This window comes from Bradyrhizobium sp. GCM10028915 (assembly GCF_042666195.1).
In the GTDB taxonomy this organism is placed as follows: Bacteria; Pseudomonadota; Alphaproteobacteria; order Rhizobiales; family Xanthobacteraceae; genus Bradyrhizobium; species Bradyrhizobium canariense_D.
Genome location: NZ_JBHTFN010000003.1, coordinates 57,220 through 80,138, shown reverse-complemented (window position 1 = coordinate 80,138; position 22,919 = coordinate 57,220). Strand labels below are relative to the sequence as shown.

Sequence of the window (22,919 nt, the reverse complement as noted above, 5' to 3'; positions counted from 1 at the left end):
GCCTGACGGCGGCACCTTACGGACCTGAAGATGGGGGCTGTCGCCTTACCGTGCGCTGGCGGCGGGGTTAAACTTTTGTAATGAACCGGACATGCGGATGCGGCAGTTTATCGCGGCCAAAACTAGTGAACCTGCAGGAACTTAACCAAGTTCCAGGACCCCCCGCGCAGTGCCGGCTTGATGCGCGCAGCAACGTAGCTAGCTGGATTTGGCTTCATCCGCCATCAATGCGGCGAGCCGCGCTTCCTCGTCGGGCGTGAGCGGCGGAGCCGGTAGGTCTGCACCATTTCGCGCGCGCCGGCGGATTTGCAGCCATAGCGCCAGGCTGCCGCCAATCAGCAGCAACGGCGCGAGCAGCCACAGCAGCATGTTCTGGCGCTCGAAGCGCGGCTTGAGCAGCACGAACTCGCCGTAGCGCGCGACCAGGAAATCGAGCACTTGCGAATTGCTGTCGCCGGCCGCGATACGCTCGCGCACCAGGAGCCGCAAATCGCGCGCCAGCGGCGCATCGGAATCGTCGATCGACTGGTTCTGGCAGACCATGCAGCGCAGCTCACGCGACAGATCGCGTGCACGCGACTCCTTCACCGGATCCGACATGATCTCGTCCGGCTGCACGGCATGCGCCGCAGGCAAGGCCAGCAGCATCAGCGCGATGAACGCGACCATCATTCGGCGCATCAGATCACTCCGCCGGCTGCAGGCGCTGCTTGGCACGCGCCGGTTTCGGCGCGCCGACTCGCAGGCGCCGGTCCGACAGCGATAGCACGCCGCCGAACGCCATCAGCACCGGTCCCCACCAGATCAGCAGCACCAGCGGCTTGTGATAGATGCGCACGGCAATGGCGCCTTCGGCAGTGGCGTCGCCGAGCGAGATGTAGAGCTGGCTGGCGCCGCGCGTCAGCAGCGCGGCCTCGGTGGTCGAGGAGCCGCGGGTGGTGAAGCTGCGCTTGGACGGCGTCATCACGCTGAGCATCTCGCCGTCGTGGCTGACGTTGAATTCGGCGATCATCTCGTGGAAGTTCGGTCCCTGGCGCTGAAACAGGCCGTCCAGCTTGACGTCATAGCCGGCGACATGGGCGACGTCGTTCTGCTTCATCGTCGCGATATATTCGCTGTTCCAGGTGGTCTCGCAGACGATTCCGATCAGCGCAACGCCGAGGCCGGCATGCGCAAATACCGAGCCCCAGGCCGAGCGCGGCAGACCGCGGGCACGATGCAGCGTCGTCGCGAACGGCAGCCGGAACAAGCCGGTTCGTTCGGCCAGATCCGTGACGGCGCCGGCAATGACGAAGACGCCAAGTCCGATTGCCAATGGCGCGAGCGCGCTGCCGCCGCGCACCCAGCCCCAGACCATCGCGACGGCGATAAGCCCGGCAACGCCAGCCGCCAGCAGGCGTTGGGTGACGCCTAGCAGATCGCCGCGTTTCCACGCCAGCATCGGCCCGAACGGCACGGCGAGCAGCAATAGCGTGAACAGCGGAGCGAAGGTGAGATTGTAGAACGGCGCGCCGACCGACATCTTGAAATCGGCGAGCATCTCCATCGCCAGCGGATAGAGCGTGCCGAACAGCACCCCCGCGCAGGCCACAGTGAGCAGCAGATTGTTCAGCACCAGCGCACCCTCGCGCGAGATCGGTGCAAACAGGCCGCCCTGCTTCAACGACGTCGCGCGCCCCGCGAACAGCGACAGGCTGCCCCCGATGAACAGGCAGAGAATCAGGAGAATGAACACCCCGCGGGTTGGATCGGTCGCGAAGGCATGCACCGAGGTGATGACCCCCGAGCGCACCAGGAAGGTCCCAAGCAGCGATAGCGAGAAGGTCAAGATCGACAAGAGGATGGTCCAGACCTTCAGCGCGTTGCGCTTCTCCATCACCAGAGCCGAATGAAGCAGCGCGGTGCCGGCAAGCCAAGGCATCAGCGAGGCGTTCTCGACCGGGTCCCAGAACCACCAGCCGCCCCAACCCAGTTCGTAATAGGCCCAGTACGAGCCCATGGCGATACCGAGCGTCAGGAAGATCCAGGCGACCAGCGTCCACGGCCGCACCCAACGCGCCCAGGCGGCATCGATCCGCCCCTCCAGCAACGCCGCGATCGCGAAGGAAAACGAAATTGAGAAGCCGACATAGCCGAGATAGAGCATCGGCGGATGCACGGCGAGACCGATGTCCTGAAGCACCGGATTGAGATCGCGTCCCTCGATCGGCGGGTTGGTGATGCGCAGGAACGGGTTGGAGGTCACCAGGATGAAGAGATAGAAGGCGCTGGCGATCCACGCCTGTACGGCCAGCACGTGCGCGCGCAGCGACAGCGGCAGATTGTTGCCGAAGGCCGCGACCAATCCGCCGAACAGCGCGAGGATCGACACCCACAAGAGCATCGAGCCTTCATGGTTTCCCCACACGCCAGTGATCTTGTAGAGCAGCGGCTTCATGGAGTGGGAATTCTCGTAGACGTTGACGACGGAGAAGTCCGACTCCACGTGCAGCATCACAAGCGCGATGAACGACGCACCGACGAACAGAAGCTGCGCCAGCGCAGTGGAGCGCGCCACATTCATCAGCGCGTCATCGCGCAGCCGCGCGCCGATCAGGGGCACGATGGACTGGATCAGTGCCAGTCCGAGCGCCAGCACCAGCGCGTAATGTCCTGACTCCGCGATCACCGAACTGCTCCCTGCGGATTGCCCTGCGCGGTCGTGGCCGCGGGCTTGACGCCGTCGGAAGCTTTGGCGCCGTAATCATCCTTCCAGTGCCCCTGCTTCTTCAGGGCATCGGCGACGTCCTTTGGCATGTAGGTCTCGTCGTGCTTGGCGAGCACGGTGTCGGCCTTGAACACGCCGTCAGCATCGAGCGCGCCTTCGGCGACGACGCCCTGCCCCTCGCGGAACAGATCGGGCAAAATGCCCTTGAAGGCGACCGGAAGCTTTGCGCCGCCGTCGGCGACCTCGAAGGTCACAGCGAGATTGTCGCCGCGCTGGAGCGAGCCGGGCTGCACCAGGCCGCCGAGGCGAAACCGCTTGCCGGGCGCAACGTGCTTCTCGGCGACCATGGTCGGCGTCGAAAAGAACACGATGGAGTCGCGCAGCGCGTTGAGCACCAGCGCGGCCGCGAGGGCGAGCACGGCGAGCGAGCCGCCGATGATGGTCATACGTCGCTGCTTGCGCGTCATGGCGTATCCATTCCCTGCCCGTCTCGTCCTGACATCATCATCCGTCGAGCCCGAGCGTCTTGAGGCCTTCATCGAGCTGGCGCAGCCGCGCTGCATCGTTGGCAACCGCCTGGCGGGCATCGGTCGATGCCCCCACTGCCTTGTCGCGATCACCCATGACGAGATAGGCGCGCACCAGGCGCAGCCAACCCTCGACGTCGTCGCCGTTCTGCTTGAGGCGCGTGGCGAGCCGTTCGACCATGCCGCGAACCATCGCGTTGCGATCGCCCTCTTTCATGTCCTTGGAAGCTGCGAGGGTCTCATCCGACAGCGCCGGCATCGTCGCGCCACCGCCACCGACCCGCGCGAGCGAGGTCTGCACCAGAGGTCGCCACGGCGCATCCGCCGGCGCTTTCGCCAGCAGCGCGCGCCAGATATTGGCGGCATCGGCCTTGCGGCCGTCCTGCTCGGCGGCGAGACCGAGAAAATAGTTCGCCTTGGGGTCGTCGGCGCTGAGCGTGCGCGCGCGCTCGAACTCGGTCTTGGCTTCGGCGGTCACGACGCCGCCGGCAGCGGCCGAGATCGCTTCGCCGAGATCGGACCGGCGCTCCGCGCTCTCGCCATTGTAGGTGAGCGAGTTGCGATAGGCGCGCACGGCGTCGTCGAAGCGACCGAGCCGTTCCAGCACGGGCGCGATCACGTTCCAGCCGCGCCCGTCGGTCGGATTCTTTTCCAGATGTTGCTCGACCTGCACGACCAGATTCTCGAGCGACTGGGCCATGCCGGACCCGGATCCGCGCTCCCGCTGCGCCAGTGGAAAGTCCTGAAGCCTGGGCGAGCCGAGCGGCACATAGACACCAATCGCAACCAGCGGCAGGCCGGCAAGCGCCAGCACGGCCGCCGCGCGGCGCCATTTGAGGCTGGATTTCGGTGCCGTTGCGGGCTCGCTGCCGGCCGCGGCAAGCAGCCTGCGGCTGACCTCGACGCGCGCGGCCTCGGCTTCGGGCGCGGCGATCAGCCCTGCGGCAAGATCACGCTCGATCTCGGCGAGTTGGTCCTTGTAGACCGCGACCTCGCTGCCCTGATTTTGCGCGCGTCCGCTACGGCCGAGCGGCAAAAGCACGGCGAAGATCGCCGCGACCGTCATCAGCGCGAACACGAACCATAGCATCATCTGGCAAGCTTCCGGCAGCGCGCAAGCCGCGCCCACAGGTCGCTTTACACCACGGCCGGACGATGCGGCAATTGACAATTGTCAATTCGGCGCGACCGCGCACAGTCCCGAAATGGTGAAAATCCAACGGCTTAGCCGATCTCGAAGTCCGCGCTTTGAGCGGCGTCCTCGCCATGCCCGTTGAAGGCCTTCAGGAAGTATGTTCCCGGCTCGATAGCGTCGGGCAATCTGATGCGCAACGCCCCGACGGGAACGGGTGATGCAACCCTGGTGACGGTCTCAGGAAGCTGCCGACCGCTTGCCTTCTCGACCAGCACCACCTTCGCGCCGACCATCAGCCTTTGATATTTGGCAACAACGACGCGATTCTCGATTTCGATGGAACTGATAACGGATTTCATGCGCCCACAGATAGAAATATAAAAAACCTGCACGGCGACCGTAGGGCCAGCCACCGACACCGTCAACCTGAAATTGTGACTACTGAAATATGCGCCTGGATCAGCTAGCGCGCGACGATTTGCGCTCGCCCGTGGCCGCGTTCTCCGCGGCGCGGCTCATCAGCGAGGCATAATCATCGCCGAACAGCACCTGGCAGAAGCGGATCGCGGCCTGCACCTGCTGCTGCCGATAGGTGCGGACCTTGTGATCGGCGCCGCGCAGCGACTGCACCAGCTGCTCAGTCGAACGCTCGACATATTGCTGGAGGTCGGAATAGGTGCGCAGTGTCACCTCGTTGATCGCAAGCTCGCTCGCATAATTGCGGCAGGTGGCGACGAAATCGATCAGCGCGACGGTTTCCTCGACCTCGGTGCTGTCGATCCGCGCGCCCGGCGGAATGTCCTTCTCGGCGCGCTGGCGCAGGATGCGGCGGACGCGGCCGGGAACACTGTCGATCTCGGATTGCAGCGCGTTAGAGATGTCGGCCCGGATCGAGGTCAACTGCTTGCCCCAGGCGGAATCGTTGCGCAGGTCGAGCTCGGTACGCAGGCCTCGCACGCCGTCGTGCAGCGTCTTGAGATTGGCGGCGACATTGTCGAAATGGCCGCGCTTGATGTCCATGCGCAGGATGGCCGCCACGCAGGACAGATCATGCAGCGCGATCGTGACGGCGACGCCATAGGGCGTTGCCGCAACACGGATCTCGTCGTCGGATGCGGCAATCTTGATGGCGAGGCGGATGATCTGCCACGGCGCGGTCATCCGCTGCACGACGATGGAGAGCGCGAAGGGCAGCATCTGCGGGGTCTGGAGGACGGGAATGTTGAGCGCTGCAGTCACCGATGCGATCTGGGCATCGCCGAAGGCGCGCAAAGAGCGCGGCAGCTTCTCGTTCAAGGTGGCAATGGCGTCGCGGACCGCGAGCACCGCCCCGCTCGAATAGAAGTCCTCGATCACGTTGGGCGGCCCAACGCGTGCGAGCGCACGCGACTTGTCGCCCCCGCCCGGCCCCGTCAGCTCGAAGATGGCATCCGCAGCGACCGCCTGGAGCTTCGAGGTCAGCGCTTCGACCTGGCCTGCGCTGTCGGCCGGCGTGCGCGCCAGCGCCGCCTCGAGTTCCTTCAGCTTGTCCGGAGCACCGTCGCGGCCGAGCCATTGCCAGATCGGAGCCAGCGAGGAGCGGCGGACCTGCCCGACCCGGATCGGAGCGCCTGCTTCGACGAGGAATGGTTCCAGCACCTGGAACAGCAGCCGCGACAGATCGTCCGTACGCGGCGGTGCGGCCTCGTCGGCTTCCGTCTTGCGGACAATCTTGCGCAGCTGATCGAGCACGAGGGTTGCCACGGCCGTGTCCTGGCCGCGCTCGAGCGCACGCTCGAACTCTCGCATCAGCAGCGCCTGCGCCTGCGGCGGGAGCTGCGCGAGATAGTCCCTCAGCCGCTCGATCGATGTCTGGCTCATGCGCCCGGGTAATGAACGGTAAATGGCGGACGTGGGATCCGTCCTCCTCGATCATAGGTGGGGCCACTTAAGAAGCCGTTTAGGAAGTCGCTCCGAATACCCCTGGTTTCGTCCGGATCGGGGTGCCGCAAGCCAAATAGTCGCGTCGGAACAAGGGATTATATTCCGGGGAGGACCAGCTCCGCCCGCAGGCCCCCCGTCGGTGCGCGGCCGAGGGAGAGGCTGCCGCCATAGAGCGCAGCGAGCTCGGTCACGATCGACAGTCCCAGGCCCGATCCGGGCTTGGACTCGTCGAGCCGCTGGCCGCGCCGTGAGACCTGGGTGCGCTCGGCCTCCGACAGGCCGCGGCCGTCATCGTCGACGATGATATGCAGCCGCGGACCGATGCTCGCCTGCTGCGGCGCTTCCGCCAGAACTTCGATGAAGACCCGCGACGCCGCCCATTTGCAGGCGTTGTCGACGAGGTTGCCGACCATCTCCTCCAGATCCTGCCGCTCGCCGCGAAATTTCGCCGACGGATCGGCCTCGGCCTCGACCACGATGCCGCGGCCGCGGTGGATCTTCTCCATGGTCCGCCGCAGTGCCTCGATGGCCGGTGCCACCTCCGTCACCGTCGCAACGACCGAGACCCGCGCCGCGATGCGCGCGCGCTCGAGATGATGGGCGACCTGGTCGCGCATCACGTCGGCCTGCTCCATCACCTTGGCCGCGAACGGATCGGTGGCATGCGCGCCGGCCTCGTTCACGATGACCGAGAGCGGCGTCTTGATGGCGTGGGCGAGATTGCCGACATGGGTGCGCGCGCGCTCCACGATCTCGCGATTGGCGTCGATCAGCGCGTTGGTCTCGCGCGCCAGCGATGCGATCTCGACCGGGAACTCGCCCTCGAGCCGCTCCGCCCGCCCGGACCGGATGTCGGCGATGGATTCGGAGATGCGCTTGAGCGGCGCGAGACCGAAGCGGACCTGAAACACGGTGGTCAGCAGCAACACGATACCGAGCGCGGTGAAGGTGCCGCCGAGGTAGTAATCGAAACTGCGCGTCTCGTCGAAAATCTCGGTGTCGTCACCGGCGACACTGACGAGAAATTTGCCGTCCGCGCCGAGATCGACCGGCCGCTCCACCATGCGCAGGTTCTGTCCCTCTGGACCGTCGACATAAGCGATCCGGATGCCCGCGGCTGTGAGCTCGGTGCCCTGCTCTTCAAGCTTTGGCAGCTTCTTGTCCCAGAGCGAGCGCGAGGAGCGCACCTCCGGCTTTTCGGTGTCGGTCCGCGTGATCTGCCAGTACCAGCCGGACAACGGCAATTCGAACAAGGGCTCGCCGAGCGACTGGAACTGGCGGTCCGGCGGCTCGTCGGGGGTGGCGACCTCGGCGATCAGCGTGCGGAGATAGAGATTGAGCCGGCGGTCGAAGGCGCGCTCGGTGGCGTTCTTGTAGACCGACGACAGCACCACGCCGGTGATGGCCAGGATCACGACGAGCCACGCGGTCGCCGACAGAAACAGGCGGTTCGCAAGCGAGCTGGCGGGCATCGGAATGATCCCGGAGGCGCGGGGTGGCATGGCGTCGGAACTCATGACCCGAACAAGGCCCCTGCTGCGCCGCCCGTCAAGCCAAGATACGTCTAGACGAGATAGTTCGAGACACCGCGCTTCAAGCGCCGGGGGCCGGCGGGGTCAGGAGATAGCCGAGGCCACGGACAGTCTGGATGATGTCGACGTCGAGCTTCTTGCGGATGCGGCCGACGAAGACCTCGATCGTGTTGGAGTCGCGGTCGAAGTCCTGGTCGTAGAGATGCTCGACCAGCTCGGTACGGGACACGACGCGCCCCGAATGGTGCATCAAGTAGGCCAGAAGCCGATATTCGTGCGACGTCATCTTGATGGGATTACCCGACACGCTGACCCGGCCGGTCCTGGTGTCGAGCGTGACGGGGCCGCAGGTCAGCTCGCTCTGGGCGTGGCCGGTGGAGCGGCGCAGCAGCGCGCGGATCCGCGCCAGCACCTCCTCCAGGTGGAACGGCTTTGCGACATAGTCGTCGGCACCGGCATCGAAGCCCTGGACCTTGTCGCTCCAGCGGTCGCGCGCGGTGAGGATCAGGACCGGCATGGTGCGGCCGTTGCGCCGCCAGGCCTCCAGCACCGAGATGCCGTCCTTCTTCGGCAGGCCGATGTCGAGCACCACGGCATCGTAGGGCTCGTTGTCACCGAGAAAATGCCCCTCCTCCCCGTCGAAGGCGCGATCGACGACATAGCCGGCGTCGGTCAGCGCCTTGGTAAGCTGGCGATTGAGATCGGGGTCGTCCTCAACGACGAGCAGGCGCACGCTTCTCTCCAGAATTAGGCCGCATGAACACCTGCACAGATGAGCAATTCCGGCGTGAACTGAATATGAACACCGGGGAACCGGCCGCGTTACTTTTTGGTCATATCCGACCAGTTCGCAGTCAACGCACTGCGCCCGCCATGCCACCGGACGAACCGACGGCATGGCGGGCGCAATGTGCCGCGTTACGCGGCGAGTCGGAAGGTGCAAACCGTCCGGTCGATCTGCCGATCAGGTCCGGAAGAACACGAACCAGATGACCGCGAGGATCAGGATCGCGAGCCCGGTTGATATGGCGAGCAGCGCCGCCACCGACGGCCCAGGCTCGCCCTGGCGCGCCTCCGTCGGAGTTTCCACGATCTGACGTTGGTCTCGCGTGGTTGCCATGGTGACCTCAATTTCTGGCCGTCGCATCGGATGGCCGCGACTCCTCGCGGCGAATGTCCAGTGGCAACGCATGATCGGATATGATGTTCCGGTTTTTGCAGCCGGATCGGGCTGCAACCGCGCGCCGGGCGGCCGATTAACGCAGTTGCAAGATTCAGCGATCCGCCTTGCTATGATTCGGTGTTCCCCGATGGTATCTTCGTCTTCTGTCCCCGTTGCGTTTGGAGTAGCCCATGGCCCCCCGCGCCAATTGGAAGGGTTTTCTGCGTTTGTCGCTCGTGACCTGCCCGGTCGCGCTCTATCCGGCCACTTCGGATACCGAGAAAGTCTCGTTCAACCAGATAAACCGCAAGACCGGCCACCGGATCAAGTACCTCAAGGTCGACGCCGAGACCGGTGACGAGGTGACTTCGGAGGACACCGTCAAGGGCTACAAGGTCGACACCGACACCTATATCGAGGTCACCAAGGACGAGCTCGACGACATCGCGCTGGAGTCCACCCACACGATCGAGATCGACGAGTTCGTACCGAAGACCGACATCGACAGCCGCTATCTGATCCGCCCCTACTATCTCGTGCCCGACGGCAAGGTCGGCCACGACGCATTTGCGGTGATCCGCGAGACGATCCGGAGCATGGACAAGGTCGCGATCGGCCGCGTGGTGCTGACCAACCGCGAGCACATCATCGCGCTGGAGCCGCTCGGGAGCGGCCTGATGGGGACGCTGCTGCGCTACCCCTACGAGGTGCGCGGCGAGAAGGACTATTTCGACGACATCCAGGACGTGAAGCTGACCAAGGACATGCTCGACCTTGCAAAGCACATCGTCGAGAAGAAGTCCGGCGCGTTCGAGCCTGAGCTGTTCGAGGACCATTACGAGACCGCACTGATCGACCTCATCAACAAGAAGCGCAGCGGCGCGCCCATCGCAGCAAAGGCCGCGCCCAAGACCAGCGGCAACGTTATCAACCTCATGGACGCGCTGAAGAAGAGCATCGCGAACGAGAAGGACGCAGGCCCCGCGGCGAAGGTGGCCAAGGACGTGACCAAGGACGCCGTCAAGGGCAAGAAGCCGAAGAAGCGCGTCGAAGGCCAGCGTGAGATGCTGCTGCCGATCACCGGCAAGGGCGGCAAGGACACTGCTGCGAAAGCCGCTCCCAAAAAGGCGGACAAGCCGGTGCGCGCGCCGGCCCGGGCGAAGAAGGCCGGCTAGCGGCATCGCACAGCGCCGACGCCGTGATGCTGCCCCTCGTCGATCGGCCGACCTGACATGCCCTGGTCGACCGCGTTCGACGAACCCATCTCGTTACGTGGCGGGCGCAAGCTGCGGACGCTGCAAGAAGCTGCCGATCACATCATGCGACTGCCCGAGGATACGCAGGATGCGAGCCACTGGCAGACCGCGATCGAAACCCTGATCAACGCGGCCGAGACCGGCGGCGGCTGGATGATGTTCGCCCGCATCGCGGTGTTGCGGGCGCTGAATGCGGACGGTCGGCGCGAGTGAGCCGGGCGCCCCGCTCGAGAACAGGCTCAACAATCCGTTAAGTCAAGCCGCGCTTTCAGCGTCTGCCTGCGGCCGGAGGGCACGTAATCCTACGGAAGACAAAATTAACCGACGCTTCCCGCTCAGCGCAGCATCGTCGCCCCTCGATTGAACTCGGGGTTGCAGGCTCGTGAAGCAGCAGGACGCCAGAAAGAATTACATCGGCATCGTCAACGACGCGGCCGAGGAAGAAAGCCTGGCCGGCAGCTCCGCGCGAGCGCAGCCGTCCGTGGTCAGCTATCTGGTCGGACGTCTGGCGATAGTGCTGAAACGCTCCAGCAAGGCCGCACCGGAACGCCAGATCTCGTCCTGAGACGGGATGACGACATCGCCAAATGCGTCCGAATTGGGTGACGAAACCTTAAGTCAATCGATGTCACCATATCAAACGGCAGGTGAGGACCATCCGCCCTGCGTTTTGGCGCGCTCACGAAAACTTAGTGAATCAATTTACCATTCCGAAAACGGCACCGGCCTAGGTTGGACGGATGAACAGGAGTTGACGATGACTTTGCTCAAGTCATTTCTTGCCGACGAAAATGGTGCCACCGCCATCGAGTATTGTCTGATCGCCACCGGCATCGCGTTCGCGATCATCACGGCCGTGAACAACACGGGCAGCGCACTCCTGAGCAGCAAATTCAACTCGATCAGCGCGGCGATGAAGTAGCCGGCATAGCCGGCGCGCCGCAATCGCATCAGCACGAATCCGCGTGCAGCGCGCCGGATGATAGGCTCCTCCTTCCGATGCGGCGGCGACCCCACTTTGATTTTCGCGAAGTTCACATTATTGGCGTTGTGTCGCGCGGTTGCGCCGTCGTAGAGCGTAAGCTCAAACTCTAGCGGCCCTATGACATGATTCCTTCCGACAAGCCGACCTCGACAATCTGGGCTCGTCTTGGCTCGGACCGATCGACGCCGATCAGCGTTCTTGCTGTCCTGGCGGCCCTGTCGTTTCTTCCGGTGCTGCTGACCCCTATCCCCGCGATGGTCGACTATCCCAATCATCTCGCCCGGATGTACATTCTGAGCCAGAACGGCACTCCCAATGCCAATCCGTATTACGAAGTGGCCTGGGCATTCTATCCCAACCTTGGAATGGATCTGCTGGTCCCGCAAATGGCGCGGCTGATCAACGTTGAGAACGCCACGCGCCTGTTTCTGCTCCTGAGCCAATTGCTGATCGTCGGAGGCGCGCTTTTGCTCGAATGGGCCCGGAAGCGACGGGTCCATCTCGCCGGCTTTGCGGCGCTCGCTTTCCTTTACTGTCTGCCGTTCAGCTGGGGCTTCGTGAATTTCGAGTTCGGACTGGGCCTCGCTCTTTGCGGCATCGCCGTCTATCTGATGCTCGCGGAGCGCCCATGGCCACTGCGTTTCGTCGTCAACATGGTCTTCGTCGCTGCGCTGTTTGCGGCGCATTTCTTCTCCCTCGGCGTCTATGGCGCGACGCTCGGCGTCTACGAGCTCTCGCGCATCCGCCATGGGCGAAGGTCGTACGGGGTCGCCGCCGCGCGGCTCGGCGCGTTGGCCATACCGGCGCTTGCCCTCTTTGGGATCATGCGCATGACCGCGGGATCGATCGGAAGCGAAGGAACGAGTTGGTTCATCGGATTCAAGCCGATCTGGCCGTTGCGCATCATGAACGGTTACAATCTGACGATCGCAGCGGCGACGGGGCTTACGCTGATGGTCTCGCTGTTCTTCGCCGCAAGACGCGGCGTCCTCAAGCTCGAAACAGCCGGGACCTGGCTCGCGATCGGCTTCGCGCTGCTCTACGTCGTCATTCCCTCGAAGCTGTTCGGAACCTCGTTCGTCGACCTGCGCGTCATTCCCGCTGCGGCTCTGATCCTGCCGGCCTTCTGCTCGCTGACGCTGCCCAGCCGGGCGTGGAGAATGGCAGCGCTCGCCGCGATCAGTGGCGTCATACTGATCAATCTCGCCGTCGTGCTCACGGTGTGGCTGCCTTACCGCACCGACTATGCGGCCATCGTCGAGTCGTTCCACAAGATCGATCGCGGCTCGCGCATCCTCGTCGCCAGCACGGACGACAATGGAGACCCGCCCTTCGCCGACCTCACCTCATATCCGATGTACTATGCACCTACGCTGGCCGTGCACTATGCCAACGCGTTCGTGCCCAATCTATTCACGGAAGCGGGCAAGCAGCCCGTGCGGCCACGCGAGGACGTGCGCCGTCTTGCCATTCCCTACGGGGGGCCGGTGCCGCTGGGCGTGCTTACCGCGATTGCGGCAAGCCGGCCGCCGGCAGGCGTTCCGCCGTTCGTCCGCACCTGGCATCAGGACTTCGACTATCTCTATGTCCTCGGGCCGCGAGCCGCAAACCCGCTGCCGGATCTGCTGGAAGCGCTGGACACCTCTGAGCGATTTGTTCTCTACAAGATCCGCCGCAAGTCCTAGACCGCAAGTCCTAGGCCGAAGCCGCGGCTGCCCAGCGTGGTTAATCGGGCATCACCATCTGCACCCGCCTTTTGGAAGCCACTGCGGTGCCCCATATCCTTAATGGTTGTGGCAAGGCGACCTTAACCACCGCCGGCATAGACTTCCGCTCCTGCAACGAGTTGGACTCTCTCGCATGGCGGCCAATTTCCAGTCGATCCGCTACAGCCTCGTCATCCCCGTGTTCAACGAGGAAGCCGTGCTGCCGGTGCTGCTGCGCAGGCTCGACCTGGTCTTGTCCCGGCTCGACGGGCCGGCAGAGGCGATCTTCGTTGACGACGGCAGCAGCGATTCCAGTTCGATCGTGCTACAGGCGCTCGCCACGCGCGACCCGCGCTTTCGCTATATCGGCCTGTCGCGAAATTTCGGGCATCAGATCGCCATCACCGCCGGCATGGACGCCGCGCAAGGTGAAGCGATCATCGTCATGGATGCCGATTTGCAGGATCCGCCCGAAGTGATCGAGCAATTGATCGCAAAATGGCAGGAAGGCAACGACATCGTCCACGCCCGCCGCCTGTCGCGCGACGGCGAAAGCCGATTCAAGCGCGCGACCGCGCATCTGTTCTACCGGCTTCTCGGCAGGATGTCCTCGGTCGGCATCCCCGCCGACGTCGGCGACTTCCGCCTGATCGATCGCAAGGTGCTCGACGCGCTTCGGCAGATGCCGGAGCAGGACCGCTTCGTACGCGGCATGATCGCCTGGCTCGGCTTCCGGCAGGCGGAGGTCACCTTCCACCGCCTCGAGCGAGCAGCGGGCGAGACCAAATATCCGCTGTTCAAGATGCTGCGGCTCGCGATGAACGCCGCGCTCGGCTTTTCCGATCTGCCCTTGCGCCTGGCAATCTGGTGCGGATTGACGGTCTCAGGTCTGGCACTGCTCTATGGCGGCTGGGTGATCCTGTTGTGGCTTAGCAACGATAGTCATCTCGTGACCGGCTGGTCCTCGACGATGGTCGTCGTGTCCCTGCTGTGTGGAATGAACATGCTGATGACGGGTATCGTGGGGCTTTACGTCGGCCGCATCCATGCCGAGGTGAAACGTCGACCGCTCTACGTGGTGCAGACCCGCGCAGGCTTCGACCGCAACGAGGCGGCAGCCGCACCCGCGATCCACGCCGTCAACGAGTGACACAGCGCATGACCGAGCTCTTCGACGGCTATCACGACAACTACCGTGACGTGGTCCAATCCTCGATCGACTTCTCCGGCTTGCCGCATCATTTCTTCATGCGCGCCAAGGCCGATCTGCTGGGCAACCTGATCGCGCAGCGGCTCGACACGGAGAGGCCCGACATGCTGGACGTCGGCTGCGGCGTAGGCAGCCTTCATCCACTGCTGCACGGCATGGTCGGCCGCTTGAGCGGCATCGACGTCTCGTCGGCCAGCCTGGCGCAGGCGCGCGCTGACAACGGCAGGGTCGACTACCGTGAGTTCGACGGCCGCACCTTTCCTTTCGACGATGCCAGCTTCGATCTGGTCACGGCCGTCTGCGTGATGCACCATCTCGTGCCAACGGAATGGGCGCAATTCATCGCGGAGATGCGGCGCGTGACGCGCCCCGGTGGACTCGTCTGCGTCATCGAGCACAATCCGTACAACCCGCTGACCCGTCTTGCCGTCGCGCGTTGTGAGTTCGACCGGGACGCCGTCTTGCTCGGGGCCGGCACAACCCGAAAATTGATGGCTGCCGGCGGCTTGCGCGAGATCGGTGCGCGCCATTTCCTGCTGCTGCCCTGGGACACCAAGCCGTCGCGGCGTCTCGAAGCGACCCTGAGCGGCGTGCCGCTCGGCGGCCAATACGCCGCCTACGGGACCGCTTGATCTATCTTTGCGGTATATCTCGCCGCTTGTGCACGACCGCCACGTCGTCGCTGTAGACGCGCTGCCATTGGGGCAGCCGGTCCAGCATCGCTATAGCCGGCGTCCCCGGCGCGAGCAACGTCGCGCCGATGCTGTATTCGTCGAGCAATCTGAGAAAGTCGCCGAGATCGACGAGCGCCAGGGCGCGATTGTAGCGGTTGATGAACGCTCCCCCGTACAGTTCACCGCGACCGTCGATAAAGGTGGGAATGCCGGCAAAGATCAAATAGCCACCGAAGGTATAATCGTTGAGCACGTGCCCCGCTGCGGCGAGGTTGGCTTCAGCGATGGCAGCCTGAGGGGTAATGGCCGGAGCCGGCCGTATATCCCGGGCCAGCGTCGCCCCGCTTACCACGATCAGCACACCGAGCACGGCGAGGTTCAGGCCGCATGACGAGCCGGCGTCTTCCCCAATCGGTCCGCCGAACTTCCGCCCCAGCGGAGCCGCCAGATAGAGCGGCGCCAGCATGGCCAGCAGATCCGCATTGCGGATCTGGGCCAGCGCGAAATGCAGCAAGCCGATCACGACCAAGGCCCGCACGACCGGCAGCGTCACGCCACGCGAGAGCGCGAAGATGCCGGCCAGCAGCAGCAACTCGAAGAAACCTATGTGGCTGAAATCCTGCGGCCGCCATTCCGCGATCCACCCGAGCGCCGGGCCGAGGCCGAGTGTGGTCAGCGGCATCAGCAGCGGTTCCGGCCCGTAGGGCGTCAGGCAGGAGGCCGCGACCGCGAGCGCGGTGAACGGTAGCCATCGCAGGAATACGCGTGGCCATTCGCTGCGCTTCTCGCGCAGCAGCGCCTCGAGCCCCGCAGGCCCGATCAGTCCAAGTGCCAACACCACACTGCCGTGCAGATTGGCCCACACGACCAGCAGCGGAAGGGCCCAGTACGGCGGAGGCCCTTCACGATCCATGCAGCGTACCAGGGCAGCCGCCCAGGTCACCATCAGCGGCAGCACCAGCACATGTGGCCGCGCCAGCATATGCGGCGCCAACAGGATGACGGCCGCGATCACCATGAGCAATGTCTGGGTCGGCGAAAGCTCGCGCAGCAGGAAGAAGGTGAACAGGCCAAAGGCGAGCGCTATCGCCGCGGCGGCGACGACGAGGACGCCCTGCCAGCCGGCAAGCGCGTAGGCTCCGGCGTAGATGACCTCCGAGAGCCATTCGAAGGTGATCCAGGGAGCGCCGTGCCTCGAAAAGGAAAATGGGTCGGTCGCTGGCAGCGTGCCATGCGCGATGATCCAGCGCCCGACCTCGATGTGGGAATAGCTGTCGGGATCATTGAGCAGCCGCGGTCCAAGGATCAGCAGCAGGCCATAGACGCCAAGGCTCACCAGCCAGGGAAGCGCCGCACGCGCCGAAAACGGTTGAACCTCGCTGTGGACGACCTGGTCACTCATGGCGAGCGCAAGTTAGGGCGCAAGCGTTAAATTCCTCTTTGACTTGACAGGGCCTGGCTTGGTGCGCGGCGGGCCGGTCACGCTTTGTGAACTATATTCCCGGTAGCGAAATCCGGGCTGCGGCGCTTTGACGACCATGCGGGTCCTGATACGCTTCACACTGTCAATCGACGAACCACGGCGGCTTGAAGGATGCGGATGAGAAGCGTGATGCTCTTGGCTTTCAGCCTCATCTTTGTTGGCGTCTGGTCGCAGGACAGCGCGAGAGGGCAGACTTCGGCCGCGCCGTCGGTTTCGCTTTCTCCGCCCAATGCATCGCCGCCGCATGCGGGCGCCAAAACTTCCAGACCTCCGCCGGCAGCATCCATCAGAGAAGCTTCGCCGCCGGTGATCGGCGGGCTTCCATCGGCGCCGAACCCAGCTGCCGACTACGATGGCTTCAGCGTAGGTATCGGCGACGGCAACGACACCTCGAGCCAGGTAGTCCCGCCTGTGAGGTCACGCAATGCGAAGGGCTCCAGGGCCGATCCGGGTGCGAAAGGCGCCGCTGAGCAATTGATCGATCAAGAAGATGAGTCGCTGAAACGCAAGCTGATGATCTGCCAAAGCTGCAAGTAGCGGTCGTAGTCCGGATGGAGCGCAGCGAAATTCGTCACTGGTCTATCCGGGTGGAACGGCCCCGGATTGCGCTGCGCTCCATCCGGGCTACGGCAGTTCGCTGCATAGCTGACCTACCGCGACTCTCATCGTCCGCGCTTTACCCTCCCCGGATTTCCTGATCCTCTCTCCCCTAATCGGCCGGAGCAACCGGCCTACGCCAGGGAGAGAGACGCCATGAAGCTCGGCACCGCGATTGCGGAAATCATGAAGTGCGAGGGGATCGGGATCCTCTGCGGCTATCCGGTCAACCATCTGATCGAGCATGCGGCCAAGGCCGATATCCGGCCGGTGATGGTGCGGCAGGAGCGCGTCGGCATCCACATGGCGGATGCGATCTCGCGGGTGACATCGGGACGCTCGATCGGCGCGTTCTGCATGCAGCATGGCCCCGGTGCGGAGAATGCGATGGGCGGCGTTGCGCAATGCTACGGCGAATCCGTTCCCGTACTGGTGCTGCCAATGGGCTATCAGCGCAGGCTTGCGCATATCGAGCCGAACTTCAATTCCAGCGAGGCGATGAAGGCGTTTTCGAAATCGTCGGAGCCGATCATCCTGGCCGCGGAAGTCGCCAACATTTTTCGCCGCGCCTTTACCAAGCTGAAGAACGGCCGCGGCGGCCCTGTGATCGTCGAGATCCCTGCGGACATGTGGAACGAGGAGGTGCCGGAGCCGCTGAACTACACGCCTGTGCTGCGCACCCGCTACGGCGCGGATCCCATTCATATGAAGGAGGCGGCCGACCTGCTCGTCAACGCCAAGCGCGCGGTGATCTATGCCGGCCAGGGCGTGCATTACGCCCAGGCGTGGCCACAACTGAAGCGGCTGGCCGAACGGCTCGCCATTCCCGTCACGACCAGCCTTGGGGGCAAATCGTCCTTCCCGGAAACGCATCCGCTCTCGCTCGGCTCCGGCGGCCTTGCGGTGCCGCGCGCCGTGCCGAAGTTTCTGGCTGAGGCCGACCTCATTTTCGGCATCGGCTGCTCCTTCACTGAAACAAGCTTCGGCATCGCGATGCCCAAAGACAAAACCATCATCCACTCCACACTCGATCCGAACCATCTCAACAAGGACGTGGAAGCCAGGATTGGCCTCGTCGGCGATGCCGGGCTTGTGCTCGACGCGCTGCTGGAGGAGATCGGCAAGACCGTCAGCGCGGATCGCGACGCGTCGGCGGTGGCAGCCGAGATCGCGGCTTCGCACAAGGAGTGGCTGGCGAAATGGATGCCGAAGCTCACCAGCAATGATGCGCCCTTGAGCCCCTATCGCGTGCTGTGGGACCTGCAACATACCGTCGACATCCGCAACACCATCATCACCCACGATGCCGGCAGCCCCCGCGACCAGCTTTCGCCGTTCTGGAAGTCGGTCGAGCCCCTCACCTATCTCGGCTGGGGCAAGACGACGCAACTCGGCTACGGCCTTGGGCTGGCCATGGGCGCAAAGCTCGCAAAGCCTGACAAGCTCTGCATCAATGTCTGGGGCGACGCCGCGATCGGCTTCACCGGCATGGATTTCGAGACCGCGGTGCGCGAGCGCATCCCGATCATGTCGATCCTGCTGAACAATTTTTCAATGGCGATCGAATTGAAGGTGATGCCGGTCTCGACCGAGAAATATCGCTCGACCGACATTTCCGGAGACTACGCCGCGATGGCGCGCGCCTTCGGCGGCTATGGAGAGCGGGTGACGAGACCTGAGGACATCACCCCCGCGATCAGGCGCGGCATCCAGAAGACGCAGGAAGGCGTTCCCGTGCTGCTGGAGTTCATCACCAGCAAGGAGACCGAGGTGTCGCGGCCGGGCACGTGAAGCGGGCCGGATTCCGGCAGCAAAACTCGCTGTCGCGGAGGCTGGCTCCGGCCGCAGGAGATGTGATAATCCGCCTCGGTGCCGCGCTTGTCGCGGCATCAAGCCGGATTGCGAATGACCGCCCCTTCCAACGACATCGCGGAATTTAAACGCCTGTTGCAGGCGGCCACAGCCGAGAACGCGCAGCTTCGCAGCGAGCTCGCGATTGCGCGCGATCGTCAGAACGCCAGCGCCGGGATTCTGCGCACCATCGCGGCCTCTCCGTCCGATGCCCGGCCGGTCTTCGAGGCGATCGCGTCCAGCTCCCGGCGCTTGCTCGGCGGCTTCTCCGCCACCGTGCTTCAGTTCATCGAGGACGAGCTCCACCTCGTGGCGTTTACACCAACGAGCCCCGAGGCGGACGAAGGGCTCAAGGCGTCGTTCCCGCGCAAGATTGCCGACTTTCCGACCTTTGCGCTGGTGCGTGGCGGCGAGACGATCCAGTTTCCCGATAGCGAAGCCGCGGAGGTCCCGGAGCTGAATCGGAACCTTGCGCGGCTGCGCGGCTTCCGCAGCGTGCTGTTCATGCCCCTGATGAATCGGGCGACGCCAGTCGGCATGATCAGCGTCACGCGCGCCGAGCCCGGCGCGTTCGCAGCCGACCTCGTGCAGTTGCTTCAGACCTTTGCCGACCAGGCGGTGATCGCGATCGAGAATGCGCGGCTGTTCAACGAGACACGCGAGACGCTGGAGCGTCAGACCGCCACCGCCGACATTCTGAAAGTGATGGCCGCCTCGCCGTCCGACGTACAGCCGGTGTTCGACGCCATCGCGGCCAATGCCAACCGGCTGATCGGCGGCTTCTCCACGGCGGTGCTGCGCTACATTGGGGGCGCGGCGCACCTTGCGGCGTTCACGCCGACCGATCCGGCCGGCGATCGCGTGCTGCAGGCCTCGTTCCCGGTGCCATTCGCGCAGTTCCCGCCCTACCGGCTCGTGGCCAATGGTGTGGCGGCGCAATTGCCCGACACCGAAGTCGAACCCGCAGCCCGCGACATCGCGCGCGCCCGGGGCTACCGCAGCATGCTGTTCGCGCCCTTGATGAGCGACGGCGAGGCGATCGGCGTCATCATCGCCACGCGGCGCGCGACCGGCGCGTTCGGCGAGCATCACGTGCGGCTGTTGCAGACCTTCGCTGACCAGGCGGTGATTGCGATCAAGAATGTCAGCCTGTTCAACACCACGAGGGAAGCGCTGGAACGGCAGACCGCGACCGCCGACATCCTCAAGGTGATCGCGGCCTCGCCCGCGGATGTGACGCCGGTGTTCCAGGCGATCTCCGACAGCGCCAAGTCCCTGGTCGGCGGACATTCCTCCACCGTCACGCGCGTCATCGACGACCTGCTGCACCTGGCCGCCTTCAGCACCGACAACGAAGCCGGCAATGAAGAGCTGCTCAATTCGTTCCCGGTGCCGCTGTCGGCATCCGGCATTCACAGCCGGGTGGCAAGAAGCGGAGAGTTCGCATTCCGCAGCGACATGCAGACCGAGCCCGACCTCACGGACGCCATGAGAGAGCTGGCGCGGACGCGAGGCTATCGCAGCATCCTCGTGATCCCGATGCTACGCGACGGCGTCGCGATCGGCACCATCGGCGTGACGCGGCCGGAGGCCGGTCCTTTCCCGGACAAGGCGATCGCCCTGCTCAAGACCTTTGCAGACCAGGCCGTGATCGCCATCGAGAACACGCGCCTGTTCAACGAGGTGCAGGACCGCACCCGGGACCTCGCCAAATCCCTCGACGATTTGCGCGCTGCCCAGGACCGGCTGGTCCAGACCGAGAAGCTGGCTTCGCTCGGCCAGCTCACCGCCGGCATCGCGCACGAGATCAAGAACCCGCTCAACTTCGTCAACAATTTTGCATCGCTCTCCGCCGAGCTGACGGACGAGCTGAACGAGGCGCTCGCGCCTGTCCCGCTCGCGGACGACGTCCGCAGCGAGGTCGACGAGCTGACCCGACTGTTGAAGGACAATCTCGCGAAAATCGTGCAGCATGGCAGGCGCGCCGACTCCATCGTCAAGAACATGCTGCTGCATTCCCGCGAGGGCGGCGGCGAGCATCGGCTGAGCGACATCAACGCGCTGGTCGAGGAGAGCCTCAACCTCGCCTATCACGGCGCCCGCGCCGAGAAGCCGCAGTTCGACGTGACGCTGAAGCGCGAGCTTGATCCGGCTGCCGGGCAAGCGGAAGTGTTTCCGCAGGAGATCACCCGGGTGCTGCTGAACCTGATCTCGAATGGCTTCCACGCGGTCGCCAAGCGCAAGTCGGATGACGGCGCCGCCGATTACGAGCCGGTGGTGATCGCCGCGACACGCGACCGGGGCGACAGCATCGAGATCCGCATCCGCGACAATGGCACCGGCATTCCGCACGAGGTGAAGGAAAAGATGTTCGATCCGTTCTTCACCACCAAGCCGGCCGGCGAAGGCACCGGCCTCGGATTGTCGATGAGCCACGATATCGTGGTGAAGCAGCACGGCGGCACAATCGACGTCGCGACGGAGCCCGGCGCGTTCACCGAGTTCACGATCCGATTGCCGCGAAGCAGCAGCTTTCCGGACGGACGCCGCGGCTAGCGGTTCTTATTCCGCCATCTCGACGGGTTGCGTCGTGGACGGACCGGCCAGCGGCCGCTCCTCCATCATGATCAGGCAGAGCGCGGCGCCAGCCATCAGCGCGGTGGCGGCGCCGAAGACGTAGCGGAACGCATGCCGCATGTCGTCCGCGGGAATCGCATTGACGGCGCCGTGATGCTCGCCGGCGAGCGGAACGTCGGCACCGAGTGCGATGAGCAGGATGGCCGCGAACGCCGCAACCGTGAACGAGGACATAAGCGAGCGGAAGAAGTTCAACGCGCCCGTGATGGTGCCGACCTGCGGACGGGCGACCGAATTCTGCACCGAGACGACGCAGACCGGAAAAGTGGTGCCGAGGCCAAGCGCAAACGCAGCCATCAGCATCAGCAGCGCCCAGAGCGGCAACGTCGTCAACGTGAGGCCGAGGCCGCACAGCGCTGCCCAGGACGTTCCTACGATGGCGACCCGCTTGTAGTGCTTAGCCCGCGCCATGGTGCGACCGGCGATGGCCGCGCCGCAGGTCGAGACCGCCGCGAGCGGAATCAGCGCGAGGCCCGCTTCGCTGGCGCTGAGGTGATAGACCGCCTCGTAATAGAGCGGCAGCTGCACCGTGAGGCCCGTGATCGCACCGAGCGCGCAACCGCCGGCCGTCAGCCCGAACGGCACAACCGATCCTCCGAGCAGCGGCAGCGGCAGGAACGGCTCTTCCGCCCGGCGCGCGTGCCACACGAAGGTGACCGCGAGCGCTACAGCGCCGCCCACCATCGCAAGCACGGTGGGCGAGAGCCACGGGAAGCGCGTGCCCCCCCAGGTCAGCACCAGCATGAAGACGACGGCAGAGGCCATCAGCAGCACGCCGCCGAGCCAGTCGACCTTGCGCTTGCGGTGGAACACCGGAATCTTCTTCATCCTGGGCAGCAGCAACGCGATCGCCGCCGCCGCGAGCGGCACATTGATCCAGAAGATCATCGACCAGTGCAGATGCTCGGCGAACACGCCGCCGATGACCGGGCCGAGAATGCCGCCGACCATCCAGACGCTGGAGAAATAGGCTTGATACTGGCCGCGCTCGCGTGGGCTCACGACGTCGGAGATCACGGTCTGCACCACCGGCATGATGCCCCCGCCACCCAGTCCCTGGAGACCGCGTGCAAGAATCAGCATCGGCAGGTTCGGAGCGATCGCGCACAGCACCGAGCCCGCGACGAACAGGCTGAGCGAGATGATGATCATCACACGGCGCCCGTAGATGTCGCTGAGCGTGCCGAAAACCGGCGCGACCGCGGTCGACGCGAGCAGATAGGCGGTGATGACCCAGGAGAGATTGGAGACGTCGTGGAACTGGCGTCCGATGGTCGGCAGCGCGGTGGCGACGATGGTCTGGTCGAGTGCAGCCAGGAACATCGTCAGCATCAGGCTGATGACGATGGTGCGGACCTCGTCCTGCGACAGCGGCGCCGGCGGCGCGAGCGAAGGAGCGTGATCGACGCTCAAGACCTCGCTCGGAAGGCGCGACAGCTCTTCAGCGATATCGTCGGGCAATGTCTGGGTGTCGGCAGAACTGCTCTGCCGCTCGAACTTGTTCATCTCGACCGGAAGCCATGAGGCGGCGCAA

General features: G+C 64.6%; 21 protein-coding genes. 10 read left to right on the top strand and 11 right to left on the bottom strand.

Going from position 1 to position 22,919, the window contains the following annotated elements; genetic code table 11:
- Window positions 1-198: 198 nt before the first annotated feature.
- The 9 genes from ACFQX9_RS02145 to ACFQX9_RS02105 form a co-directional block, all read right to left on the bottom strand.
- The gene (locus ACFQX9_RS02145; RefSeq protein WP_026233610.1) at window positions 199-681 is read right to left on the bottom strand and encodes a cytochrome c-type biogenesis protein; all 483 of its coding nucleotides are present in this window, start codon (window positions 679-681) and stop codon (window positions 199-201) included.
- Window positions 682-685: 4 nt separating this feature from the next.
- Entirely contained in the window at window positions 686-2,668 is a 1,983-nt protein-coding gene (locus tag ACFQX9_RS02140) for a heme lyase CcmF/NrfE family subunit (RefSeq protein WP_377786358.1), read from the bottom strand.
- Window positions 2,665-3,174, bottom strand: a complete 510-nt coding sequence (gene ccmE / locus ACFQX9_RS02135; RefSeq protein ID WP_026233609.1) for a cytochrome c maturation protein CcmE — start codon at window positions 3,172-3,174, stop codon at window positions 2,665-2,667. Before ccmE ends, ACFQX9_RS02140 begins: the two co-directional genes overlap by 4 nt.
- A 37-nt stretch (window positions 3,175-3,211) precedes the next feature.
- On the bottom strand, window positions 3,212-4,327 hold the full coding sequence (ccmI, locus tag ACFQX9_RS02130; RefSeq protein WP_085352442.1) for a c-type cytochrome biogenesis protein CcmI: 1,116 nt from the start codon (window positions 4,325-4,327) through the stop codon (window positions 3,212-3,214).
- Between the two features lie 131 nt (window positions 4,328-4,458).
- Entirely contained in the window at window positions 4,459-4,728 is a 270-nt protein-coding gene (locus ACFQX9_RS02125; protein ID WP_007593394.1) for a hypothetical protein, read from the bottom strand.
- 100 nt (window positions 4,729-4,828) lie between these two features.
- Window positions 4,829-6,229: a hypothetical protein gene (locus ACFQX9_RS02120; protein WP_018458556.1), complete on the bottom strand. Its 1,401-nt coding sequence runs from the start codon at window positions 6,227-6,229 to the stop codon at window positions 4,829-4,831.
- A 158-nt stretch (window positions 6,230-6,387) separates the two neighbouring features.
- Window positions 6,388-7,764, bottom strand: a complete 1,377-nt coding sequence (locus ACFQX9_RS02115) for an ATP-binding protein (RefSeq protein ID WP_377786355.1) — start codon at window positions 7,762-7,764, stop codon at window positions 6,388-6,390.
- Between the two features lie 121 nt (window positions 7,765-7,885).
- The gene (locus ACFQX9_RS02110; protein WP_018458554.1) at window positions 7,886-8,557 is read right to left on the bottom strand and encodes a response regulator transcription factor; all 672 of its coding nucleotides are present in this window, start codon (window positions 8,555-8,557) and stop codon (window positions 7,886-7,888) included.
- A gap of 231 nt (window positions 8,558-8,788) precedes the next feature.
- On the bottom strand, window positions 8,789-8,944 hold the full coding sequence (locus tag ACFQX9_RS02105) for a hypothetical protein (RefSeq protein ID WP_007593402.1): 156 nt from the start codon (window positions 8,942-8,944) through the stop codon (window positions 8,789-8,791).
- A 233-nt stretch (window positions 8,945-9,177) separates the two neighbouring features.
- Here ACFQX9_RS02105 and ACFQX9_RS02100 point away from each other — a divergent pair, with 233 nt between their 5' ends.
- The 7 genes from ACFQX9_RS02100 (at window position 9,178) to ACFQX9_RS02070 (ending at window position 14,775) form a co-directional block, all read left to right on the top strand.
- Window positions 9,178-10,161: a Ku protein gene (locus ACFQX9_RS02100; protein WP_377786352.1), complete on the top strand. Its 984-nt coding sequence runs from the start codon at window positions 9,178-9,180 to the stop codon at window positions 10,159-10,161.
- A 57-nt stretch (window positions 10,162-10,218) separates the two neighbouring features.
- Window positions 10,219-10,455: a hypothetical protein gene (locus tag ACFQX9_RS02095; RefSeq protein ID WP_018458551.1), complete on the top strand. Its 237-nt coding sequence runs from the start codon at window positions 10,219-10,221 to the stop codon at window positions 10,453-10,455.
- A 169-nt stretch (window positions 10,456-10,624) separates the two neighbouring features.
- Window positions 10,625-10,807 carry a hypothetical protein gene (locus tag ACFQX9_RS02090; RefSeq protein ID WP_018458550.1) on the top strand — a complete coding sequence of 61 codons (183 nt, stop codon included), beginning with the start codon at window positions 10,625-10,627 and terminating at the stop codon, window positions 10,805-10,807.
- Between the two features lie 192 nt (window positions 10,808-10,999).
- Entirely contained in the window at window positions 11,000-11,164 is a 165-nt protein-coding gene (locus ACFQX9_RS02085; RefSeq protein WP_018458549.1) for a Flp family type IVb pilin, read from the top strand.
- Window positions 11,165-11,349: 185 nt separating this feature from the next.
- Window positions 11,350-12,912 carry a hypothetical protein gene (locus ACFQX9_RS02080; RefSeq protein WP_085352303.1) on the top strand — a complete coding sequence of 521 codons (1,563 nt, stop codon included), beginning with the start codon at window positions 11,350-11,352 and terminating at the stop codon, window positions 12,910-12,912.
- 175 nt (window positions 12,913-13,087) lie between these two features.
- Window positions 13,088-14,083: a glycosyltransferase family 2 protein gene (locus ACFQX9_RS02075; RefSeq protein WP_085352302.1), complete on the top strand. Its 996-nt coding sequence runs from the start codon at window positions 13,088-13,090 to the stop codon at window positions 14,081-14,083.
- An 8-nt stretch (window positions 14,084-14,091) separates the two neighbouring features.
- Window positions 14,092-14,775: a class I SAM-dependent methyltransferase gene (locus ACFQX9_RS02070; protein ID WP_162496368.1), complete on the top strand. Its 684-nt coding sequence runs from the start codon at window positions 14,092-14,094 to the stop codon at window positions 14,773-14,775.
- A 1-nt stretch (window position 14,776) separates the two neighbouring features.
- On the opposite strand, the gene ACFQX9_RS02065 is transcribed toward ACFQX9_RS02070, so the two are convergent.
- Window positions 14,777-16,219: a hypothetical protein gene (locus ACFQX9_RS02065; protein WP_085352300.1), complete on the bottom strand. Its 1,443-nt coding sequence runs from the start codon at window positions 16,217-16,219 to the stop codon at window positions 14,777-14,779.
- Window positions 16,220-16,417: 198 nt separating this feature from the next.
- Between ACFQX9_RS02065 and ACFQX9_RS02060 the strand changes: the two genes are divergently transcribed.
- From ACFQX9_RS02060 to ACFQX9_RS02050, 3 genes are all read left to right on the top strand, one after another.
- Complete coding sequence (locus ACFQX9_RS02060; RefSeq protein WP_026233607.1) at window positions 16,418-16,837, top strand: hypothetical protein; 420 nt, start codon at window positions 16,418-16,420, stop codon at window positions 16,835-16,837.
- 216 nt (window positions 16,838-17,053) lie between these two features.
- Entirely contained in the window at window positions 17,054-18,688 is a 1,635-nt protein-coding gene (locus ACFQX9_RS02055; protein ID WP_085352299.1) for a thiamine pyrophosphate-requiring protein, read from the top strand.
- A 114-nt stretch (window positions 18,689-18,802) separates the two neighbouring features.
- Window positions 18,803-21,304, top strand: coding sequence for a GAF domain-containing protein (locus ACFQX9_RS02050; RefSeq protein WP_247455140.1), 2,502 nt, complete (start codon window positions 18,803-18,805; stop codon window positions 21,302-21,304).
- Between the two features lie 6 nt (window positions 21,305-21,310).
- On the opposite strand, the gene ACFQX9_RS02045 is transcribed toward ACFQX9_RS02050, so the two are convergent.
- The gene (locus tag ACFQX9_RS02045) at window positions 21,311-22,891 is read right to left on the bottom strand and encodes an MDR family MFS transporter (protein ID WP_085352297.1); all 1,581 of its coding nucleotides are present in this window, start codon (window positions 22,889-22,891) and stop codon (window positions 21,311-21,313) included.
- Between the last annotated feature and the right edge of the window lie 28 nt (window positions 22,892-22,919).